The sequence below is a fragment of the Bacillus cereus group sp. N31 genome (assembly GCF_016483245.1).
Classification (GTDB): Bacteria; Bacillota; Bacilli; order Bacillales; family Bacillaceae_G; genus Bacillus_A; species Bacillus_A toyonensis.
In genome coordinates, this window is sequence record NZ_JAEHCH010000069.1 from 1 (window position 1) to 964 (window position 964).

Sequence of the window (964 nt, forward strand, 5' to 3'; positions counted from 1 at the left end):
AAATAACGTTGAACGATGTGTATTTTTTCATCAGCTGTAAATTTAACCATAGAAAAACTGCACCTCCAATTGTTAGATGGTGTCTAACAATTGGGGTGCAGTTCAGTTTCTCGCTCTTTTTTTATTTGTCATAAACAATATATAGTGAAATTTAAGCGATTCTAAATACAGTAAGGCGAATGTTAGTATTTCCTGTTGCAGGGATCGTAATCTCGTTAAGAGTAGATTGGACAGAGATGTTTGCACCAGCTGCTAACGTTTCAATTGTAGTAAATGAAAGTGAGTCACCTATTAAACTTGAAGAGAAGTTGTCAGTTGCGACTGCGCCATTAATTGAAATTCCTACTCCAAGTGGAGCACATCCTGGCGCAGTTGTAGCGATGGATACGCTAATTACATAAATGCCAGCGTTAATAACAGTAACTGTATTTGTGCCGTTAAAGATAATATTGTTTACGTTAATTGCAGTACTAAAAATAAAGTTATTAAATTGCAGTACTGTTTGTTGAATGTTATTTGTTACAACAATTGTTGCTACAGGGAAGCTAGGTCCAGTAGGTCCAGTAGGCCCAGTAGGTCCGCCAGATGGTCCAGTTGGTCCAGTAACTCCTATACCGGTAGCGCCGGTAGCACCCGTTGGTCCTTGGATGCCTTGAACACCTTGAGGTCCGGTAGCGCCAGTGGCACCAGTAGCGCCTGTGTTACCTTGAGCCCCTTGAGGTCCAGTAGCGCCAGTGGCACCGGTAGCACCTGTGTTACCTTGAACACCTTGAGGTCCAGTGGCACCGGTAGCACCGGTAGCACCCGTGTTACCTTGAACGCCTTGAGGTCCGGTAGCGCCAGTAGCACCCGTGTTACCTTGAATACCTTGAGGTCCAGTAGCACCCGTGTTACCTTGAGCCCCTTGAGGTCCAGTAGCGCCAGTGGCACCGGTAGCACCTGTGTTACCTTGAACACCTTGAGG

At 45.4% G+C, this 964-nt stretch carries 1 protein-coding gene; it reads right to left on the bottom strand.

Annotated elements, in window-relative coordinates; translation table 11 throughout:
• Positions 1 to 151: 151 nt before the first annotated feature.
• Positions 152 to 964 (bottom strand): Gly-Xaa-Xaa repeat protein (locus JDS81_RS29760; protein WP_199688684.1); only part of this gene is annotated, 813 nt, incomplete at its 5' end.